9 protein-coding genes are annotated in these 7178 nt (G+C 61.2%); 4 read left to right on the top strand and 5 right to left on the bottom strand.

Annotated features, from left to right (window positions below; genetic code table 11):
* Positions 1-190, bottom strand: a 190-nt coding sequence (locus tag PARHAE_RS00090) for a plasmid recombination protein (protein ID WP_241232607.1), incomplete at its 3' end; no start/stop codon positions are given.
* A gap of 305 nt (positions 191-495) precedes the next feature.
* Between PARHAE_RS00090 and PARHAE_RS00085 the strand changes: the two genes are divergently transcribed.
* The 4 genes from PARHAE_RS00085 to PARHAE_RS00075 all read left to right on the top strand — a co-directional run bounded on the left by PARHAE_RS00085 (position 496) and on the right by PARHAE_RS00075 (position 2300).
* Positions 496-759, top strand: a complete 264-nt coding sequence (locus PARHAE_RS00085; RefSeq protein ID WP_126152576.1) for a type II toxin-antitoxin system ParD family antitoxin — start codon at positions 496-498, stop codon at positions 757-759.
* A 3-nt stretch (positions 760-762) separates the two neighbouring features.
* Positions 763-1053, top strand: a complete 291-nt coding sequence (locus tag PARHAE_RS00080) for a type II toxin-antitoxin system RelE/ParE family toxin (RefSeq protein ID WP_126152575.1) — start codon at positions 763-765, stop codon at positions 1051-1053.
* A gap of 187 nt (positions 1054-1240) precedes the next feature.
* Positions 1241-1534, top strand: coding sequence for a hypothetical protein (locus PARHAE_RS20920; RefSeq protein ID WP_164555084.1), 294 nt, complete (start codon positions 1241-1243; stop codon positions 1532-1534).
* Positions 1527-2300, top strand: a complete 774-nt coding sequence (locus PARHAE_RS00075) for a class I SAM-dependent DNA methyltransferase (RefSeq protein WP_164555083.1) — start codon at positions 1527-1529, stop codon at positions 2298-2300. Before PARHAE_RS20920 ends, PARHAE_RS00075 begins: the two co-directional genes overlap by 8 nt.
* Before the next feature lie 12 nt (positions 2301-2312).
* On the opposite strand, the gene PARHAE_RS00070 is transcribed toward PARHAE_RS00075, so the two are convergent.
* The 4 genes from PARHAE_RS00070 to mobV all read right to left on the bottom strand — a co-directional run.
* Positions 2313-2717 (bottom strand): MerR family transcriptional regulator, encoded by a 405-nt coding sequence (locus PARHAE_RS00070; RefSeq protein WP_126152573.1) that lies wholly within the window; start codon positions 2715-2717, stop codon positions 2313-2315.
* A gap of 76 nt (positions 2718-2793) precedes the next feature.
* Positions 2794-3369, bottom strand: a complete 576-nt coding sequence (locus PARHAE_RS00065; protein ID WP_206436824.1) for a helix-turn-helix domain-containing protein — start codon at positions 3367-3369, stop codon at positions 2794-2796.
* Positions 3370-3850: 481 nt separating this feature from the next.
* Entirely contained in the window at positions 3851-4609 is a 759-nt protein-coding gene (locus PARHAE_RS00060) for a Crp/Fnr family transcriptional regulator (protein WP_126152572.1), read from the bottom strand.
* A gap of 1394 nt (positions 4610-6003) precedes the next feature.
* The coding region (gene mobV / locus PARHAE_RS00055) for a MobV family relaxase (RefSeq protein WP_126152571.1) at positions 6004-7178 on the bottom strand (1175 nt) is incomplete at its 5' end.

The following is a 7178-nucleotide window of genomic DNA, read 5'->3' as shown; positions in this document are numbered from 1 at the left end:
TGCGGCGGGTATCGGCATTGGGCGTGTCGCGTTCCCGGAAGGTGTGCTGGAGAGAGGCGCCCATGCTGCCCAGGGTCTTGATCTTGGCGCAGCGGAGGATCGCGAAGCTGCGGGCCGTGCCGAGATGGGGCATCCTGCCCCCGATGCGGCGATCAATGCGCAACTGTTCCTGATCGTCTCGCGCGCCCATGAACCGCCCCTCTGCAGGAAGGTTTATGTGTACTCACTAGACAATTTGGCACAAGGCCAAATTATCCGCTCGCCCCGCAACACGGGGAAGGGACACATAAACCTTCCTGCAGAGGGGCTACATTGCGCCTAAGAAGAGGGAAGAGAAGCCGCCTGCAGCGGCTCGATCCCCAGCCCTTGCCAGCCTGATGAGAGCGCTGCGGGCCGGGGATCGGTCCTTGATTTCAGCTGAATTGTGTTTGGTGGCATTGCGGCTGTTGTCATCATAAGTATGATAAAGTGTGCTGCCGCTAAGGAGGTTGTGACATGGGTGCTGTCGAACGGATGACGATCACAATGCCTGCCGAACTGGCCGAGACCTTGCGCCAGACGGTTGCGGGTGGAGAGTATGCCTCAACGAGCGAGGTCGTTCGCGAAGCGTTGCGTGACTGGACCCGCAGTCGGGATACAGAGCGGCGCGAACTGGAAGCTTTACGAGCGGCGATCAAGGCCGGGCTGGACAGCGGTCCCGGCATTCCGGCAGACCAGGTGTTTGCGGAACTCCGTGCCCGCTATGCAGCGAAATCCTGATCTGTGCCGCGTTTGGTGATTTTGCCCGCCGCGCGGGCTGACCTGATCGAGATCGGTGATTTCATCGCCCAGGACAATCCTGGCCGCGCCTTGTCCTTTCTGGCTGAGATCGAAGCCAAGATGCGGCAGGCCGCTGAACGTCCTGAAAGCTTCCCTTCGCGTGATGATGTGCGCGAAGGGCTGCGCTCAGCCCGGCATGGACGCTACCTGATCTTCTTCCTCAACAGGGACGAGGAAGTTCAGATCATTAGGGTGCTGCATGGTGCGCGCGATTTGCCCAGAGTATTTGGATGATCGCGTGATTGCCGGTCAGCCTGAAAGCTTCGGGCAGAAGCCAATCCAGTCATAGAAAACATATTGACGATCCGGTGACGGCGGACCCCAAGGGCGAGTGGTTCACCTTCGAGAAGGGGGCGACCAAGACCAGCGGTGGTGAAGGCTGGTCACGACCAACTCCATCCGCGGCGGCGCGAACCGCGAGGTGCTGAAACCGATCACCGAGCGCGGCCGCATATTCGAGGCATGGTCGGACGAACCCTGGACCGTGGACGGTGCAGCGGTGCGCGTGTCGATGGTGTGCTTTGACGGGCAGAAGGGCGTGCCTGCGCGCCTGGACGGGGCCGAGGTGGCCGAGGTCTTTGCGGATTTGTCGGCAGCGCGTGGCGGAACCGAATGGCCGCAGGAATGCCGAGGTGGTGCGGCCGCTGCTGAACGGCATGGACATCACTCGCCGCCCTTCGGGGCGATGGATCATCGATTTCGGTACCATGTCTGAGGCCGACGCCAGCCTGTTTGAAGCGCCGTTCGAGTATGTCCGGCAGCATGTGAAGCCGGTGCGGGACATGAACCGCCGCGAGAGACGCAAGCAATTCTGGTGGCAGCATGGTGAGACGGTTCCGGGAGTAAAGAGGGCAGTTGCCAATCTTCAGCGGGCAATTTCCACGCCGCGCGTGGCAAAGCATCGGCTGTTTGTCTGGGCTGCAAACGCGACTGTTCCTGACTCCGCCGTTGTCATCATCGCTCGTGACGACGACACGAGTTTCGGCATCCTGCACTCGCGCTTTCACGAACTCTGGTCGCTGCGGATGGGCACGTCGCTTGAGGACCGGCCCCGCTATACCCCCTCGACCACTTTCGAAACCTTCCCCTTCCCGGACGGCCTGACCCCCGACATTCCCGCCGCCGGTTACGCCGCAGACCCGCACGCGCAGGCTATCGCCGCCGCTGCCGCCCGGCTGAACGAGTTGCGGGAGAATTGGCTCAACCCGCCCGACCTGGTGTGCCGCGTCCCCGAGGTGGTCCCCGGCTATCCCGACCGCATCCTGACTGTGGACGACAAGGCCGAGCGTGAGCTGAGGAAACGCACCCTGACCAACCTCTACAACGCCCGCCCCGCCTGGCTGGATCATGCCCACAAGGCGCTGGATGAGGCCGTGGCCGGGGCCTACGGCTGGGGGGACGACTGGCGGGCGGGCGCGCTGACCGACGACGAGATCCTGGCCCGCCTGTTCCATCTCAACCAGCAGCGCACCGCTCGGTAAGGCAGGCGGGTTTCAGTCACCCCGCCCTTTTCCGAACAACCGGGACCAGAACCCCGCAGCGGGCTTGGGATGGTCTGGTGCAGGGGCTGGGCGCGCGATGGAGAGACGTTCCGCAATCTGGTGCCACCTGTCGCGCTCCTGCTTCGCATCGGCCAGAGCCTCGCGGAGCATCTGATTTTCGCGCTTCAAAGCCGCTGTTTCACCCGTTTCTTCGGGTGTTGCAGGTCGTTTCATGGTCTGCGTTTCAGGTGGTGCACCTGCAACGGGTGGAAACACGCGGTGCAACTCTGCCGGGTCTATGGTCCAGGTGCCGCTGTCATCCTTCAATCCTGAAATCTTGCCGCTCTTCAAGGCCCTCGTGATCGTGGCCTTGGAAATGCCCGCTGCCTTTGCGGCCTGACCTGCCGTGTATTTCATGGTATTTCAGGGTGTTGCATGGTGTTGCATGAACCGTCTTCGCACCTGTTGTGCAACGCGTTGCAGGGACAGAGCATCAAGGTTCATCCCTTTCAGCCGTCGCTGGCAGGTCAGGCTCCATTCCGGGAAAGGATGGTTGCGAGATGGGGGGCAGGCCGACGCCCGAAGGGATCTGAAGTTCGCCAATCCGGGGGAGGTTGTAGAGCGCCGTTTTCGGCTCATCGAGTGCCCCGACTTCTTGTTCATCCTCGGCCAGCAGCACATCGGCTTTCAGGCGGGCATAGCGCAGGCGGTCGCGGCCTTCTGCCCATGCTACACGGCTGTTGAGGACATAGGCATTCACGGTGCCACTGGCCCCGATCTGGTGAACCTCGATCCAGTTGCCATCAGAAAGCGTTTTAAGGGCGCGCTTCACGGTCGAGGACGAAGCTCCCATAAGGCGGGCCAGGATCTTGTGGCTGGCAACAACCGCGTTGTGATCCCCGACATTGGCAGCGAGGACATGCAGCAGGGCAGAAGCCGCAGGGTGCTTTGTGCCAAGCCGTGCCCATGCCTCATGGGCGGCTCGGTCAGTCTGAACGAAGTGCCCCCGGCGCGGCTTCATTGGAAGGTTTGGCCGTTCCGCTTCCTGATCCGACCCTAGTTCATCCATGACCCACCCCTAGTCCATTTTTGATCGAAATTTGCTCATGCGAAATCGAGAATCGAACAAGCGTGATCGATTTATACCGACAAAATCAGAGCATGTATGCTCAAAATCTGCTCAGACCTAGGTCATAGCTGTGACCTAGGGGTAGGTCATAGCTATGACCTACCCCCCCCTTAAAAAATCAAGAAAAACAATATCTTATTTTTTTTGCCTTCTTATGATCTTAAGGCAGGCAAAAAATCCACGGTCCGGGCGCGCTTGCGCGCCGGGGGGGCGCGCCCGCCAGGAAGCTGGCGACCCCCCGCCCGTGGGACGGGCTGTGGGGTTTTTGAATGCCGTCGAACGCGAAGCCCCTTGTGGGCTGAGCGGACGACTCCGCGTGCAGATGCGCGCGCGGCGGGTGGGGGTTCGGGGGAGGGGGAAGGACCGAATGGACGGAAGGCGAAGCACGCCTGTGCCAGGAAGCCAAAGCAACCGCCCCGGATTACGCCAGCCAGCCGCCATCTGCATCATCACCAGTCTCGGCCAGCAAGGCTGGATAATTCATGATGACCACACTGCGCTTTCCTCGGGGCAGGATGATGTTGTCGTCCTTGAGCGCCGAGAATTGCCGGCTGACGGTTTCCAGAGAGAGGGACAGATAGCTGCCGATCTCCGCCCTTGTGAACGGCATGACCAGGGACATCGGCTTTTTCACCAGAGACGGATCCCTCTCGATCCTGGGGCGGACACTGAGGGCCAAGAAGGAGGCGACCTTCTCGCGGGCGTTCTTGCTGCCCAGAAGCAAAATCCATTCTCGGGATGCATCAAGCTCTCTGGACAACTGCTCCAGCAGCCTGCGGCCAAGGGCCGGTATCTGGTCCAGCAATTTCGTGAACGGTTCACGGTGGAAGCCACAGAGCACCACCGAGGTTGACGCGATTGCGTTATAAGAGACCTGTGGAGAATATGGGTGGCCCAGGAGGTTTCCCGGACGCAGCATGGCGACCATCTGGGTCCTGCCGTCCGCCATGATCTTCGTCAGCGACACTACTCCGCTGACAATGGTGGCCACAAAATCCAGAAGATCCGTTTCCCAGGCAATTGTCTGCCCCGGCTCGTATACTCGAAAGAAGCGGATCGCCTCGACCTGACGAAGCTCGTCAGGCTCGCAAGAGGCACAAAGGGAGCGATGCCGGTCCGGGCAAGTGATGCAGGACGTTTGCGCGTAACATCCGAGAGTAATTTCTGCCCTGGTGTTCATGGAGCGATCCTTATCCCTGCCTTGCTACCCTGTGGCAGCGGGGCTTGTGGGTTTCGGCAGTCGTTCAGCCGGCCTTGTGGGGCGCGCCGAAGCCAAGCCTGTCCGCGGGACATAAGGCGCTTTGGGCATGATGACAAACACCCTTGAGACCAGGCGAAGGGGGCTTTCCAGCCGAGCGCCGGCCCTCGGAACACACATCACAAAAACCGCTTGGCTGATGAGCCGGCTCGATCGCATCCCAAGTGCACAGGACGGAAATCTACCATTGGTTGTAAGCCGCTGAAATTTATGTAATTTCTGGAACTTTTCTGCGCTTAGAGCGTTTTAACCATGATTGCTAGAGAGAGCGGTCGTGTTTTTGTGTTTTGAGTTCTGGTTTTCAGCGAGCCCCGCCCCTTCGGCGGGGCTTTTCAGTGCCTGGCCGCCAAGGCCCGGTTCAACCTCCGGCTGCGCTCTGGCGGATATGAGGTTTTATGACACCGGATCGAGGGAGGGGGTTGTGAGGTCTAGGGCTTCCGCAAGCTGCCGGGCCAGCTCCTGCAAACGAGGCGGCAGGGCGGGCGGGGTCTTCGGACGTTTCGAACGGCGGGATGGTGACTTTGTCATGGCGCAACGAACCAGACGCGGGGCAAAGGTTCCAGGACGCGAAAGGCCCTTACAACCAGGCTGGGTGCAAGGGCCTCCCATGAAGATGTTCGACGAGTCCTCACCGCACCTGAACCGGGCAGTTTAGCAACGGTTCCAGGCGACCGGAAAGTGTAACGCTGCCAAATGACATTTCCTGCTACAGTCCGTCCGACCTGTCAGAGTGGCAGGAAAGGGAAGTGTCAAGCAGGTGACACAACGGACCCCGGCTTCCGGAATACACTCCTTTCACGCAGTTTATTGAAAATGTCCCTGTTTGCTTATCAAAAGGCAAAAGATGCATTCTTGTCAGCACCCACCTTCTTCCCCGTTCTATGAGCCTAAAAAACGACTGACGGCCGATGAATGGGAACTGATTATGGACGCCTTGAGCGCCTATCAGCACAACGAGGTTTATCGCGCCCTTTATGAAAAGCTTGGAGGAGCCCAGGCTCACGAAACGCTGCCGTTCCACTACAGGGCGGCACCGGCAGCTTAGGGGCGTTCCCCAGGTGGACCGGGCCTGCGGCCCGCCCTTCGGGCAAATGGTTAGGGCGAACCGGCTGCAGCAATCTGCGGCGGCTTTGCGCTTGAAGGAAGCCGGTCCAAAACTCCCTGTTTCCCCGCCACAACCTGTAACGCTCGCCAAAGAGCCCGTTCGGCCAGCCAGGACAGGGCCAATTTCCGCATTTGGCAGTGTAACGATGCCAAATTGCATTTCCTGCTACAGTCCGTCCCCTAGTGGCGGTCTGGCAGGCTGACTGGACGAGCTAGTGGCCGTCGTCCCAGGCATCGTCCTTGGGCTTGATCCGGTGCTCCCCCACGGGTCCGTCCCTGACCTGCTCCTGGACGACCGATTTCGCCTTCGGCGCATGCTCGATCGCAGGCTTGAACTGTATTCTGGTCCTTGTGGGCGCCTTTGCCTTGACAGTGGGCTGTGCCACCGGGGCATCGAGCGCCTCCAGAGCTTCCTTGGCCGCCGTCTGCAAGCGGGTCATGAAGGCTTTCTCATCCAGGCCGTTTTCCCGGGCAAAGGCGCGGCCGCCTGCCACCATGCCGTCCTGGATCGCACCCAGGCGGCGGTTCTCCTGGGCGATCAACTCGGCCCGGGTCTCCGTTGCTTTCAGCTCGCGCTGCAGCTTGCGGTTCTCGTGCTGAAGGTGGGTCAAGTCCCTCTGCATCTTCGGTGTGCCGGTGATCTGCTGCTTGAGGACGAAGACCTCGGCCGCATGATCGCGGTTCTCCCGGTGCCGGACCGACTGAACGCCCCTGAGAGCGTCTGAGGCGGCCTCTGAGGCCCGTTGACGCCATTCTGCCTCCGTCTCACCGCCTATGCCCAGAATGGCCCCCTTGCGGCGCTCTGGGAGGCTCACAGCGGCATCCGGGTCGCTAAGATGGGCGTAGGCCCTCTGGACGCGCTCGTGGCGCGCCGGAGAGCCTTGCAGGCCGCGTTCCAGCCCATGCACCTTGCCGACCCGCTCCGCGAAGTCGGTCTGCATGGCCGAGAGCCTTTCCCGGCTGCCGACGATGGCGCGGGCGTTCAGCTTGCCACGCTCGTCGAGGGGAATGGTCATCACCGTCATGTGGGGCGTGGTCTCGTCCCGGTGGATCACCGCGGAAAGGACGTTCTCGGCCCCGTGGCGGGCCTTGAGCCAGTCCAGGGCATCGGCAAAGTAGGCATCCTGCTCCTGCCGGCTCATGGCCTTCAGGGCTTCGGGAGAGCCGCCGACGAAGTATTCCAACCCATGAACGGCATTGCTGCGGATCTTCTCGGGAGCACGCTCTTTCCAGGCATCAAGGACGGCCTGGCTGGTGTCGCCGCCGACCAGAACGGTGTTGTCTGGGGTGCGGCGGGTATCGGCATTGGGCGTGTCGCGTTCCCGGAAGGTGTGCTGGAGAGAGGCGCCCATGCTGCCCAGGGTCTTGATCTTGGCGCAGCGGAGGA

It is taken from the genome of Paracoccus haematequi (assembly GCF_900631945.1).
Taxonomy (GTDB): domain Bacteria; phylum Pseudomonadota; class Alphaproteobacteria; order Rhodobacterales; family Rhodobacteraceae; genus Paracoccus; species Paracoccus haematequi_A.
The sequence above is the reverse complement of the archived record's forward strand: the minus strand, read 5'-3'. Positions and strand labels throughout refer to the sequence as shown.

Coding starts and splice junctions, on each gene's coding strand:
- PARHAE_RS00075 (WP_164555083.1), top strand. CDS start 1,527: ATGTCTGAGGCCGACGCCAGCCTGTTTGAAGCGCCGTTCGAGTATGTC.
- PARHAE_RS00070 (WP_126152573.1), bottom strand. CDS start 2,717: ATGAAATACACGGCAGGTCAGGCCGCAAAGGCAGCGGGCATTTCCAAG.
- PARHAE_RS00085 (WP_126152576.1), top strand. CDS start 496: ATGGGTGCTGTCGAACGGATGACGATCACAATGCCTGCCGAACTGGCC.
- PARHAE_RS00065 (WP_206436824.1), bottom strand. CDS start 3,369: ATGGATGAACTAGGGTCGGATCAGGAAGCGGAACGGCCAAACCTTCCA.
- PARHAE_RS00060 (WP_126152572.1), bottom strand. CDS start 4,609: ATGAACACCAGGGCAGAAATTACTCTCGGATGTTACGCGCAAACGTCC.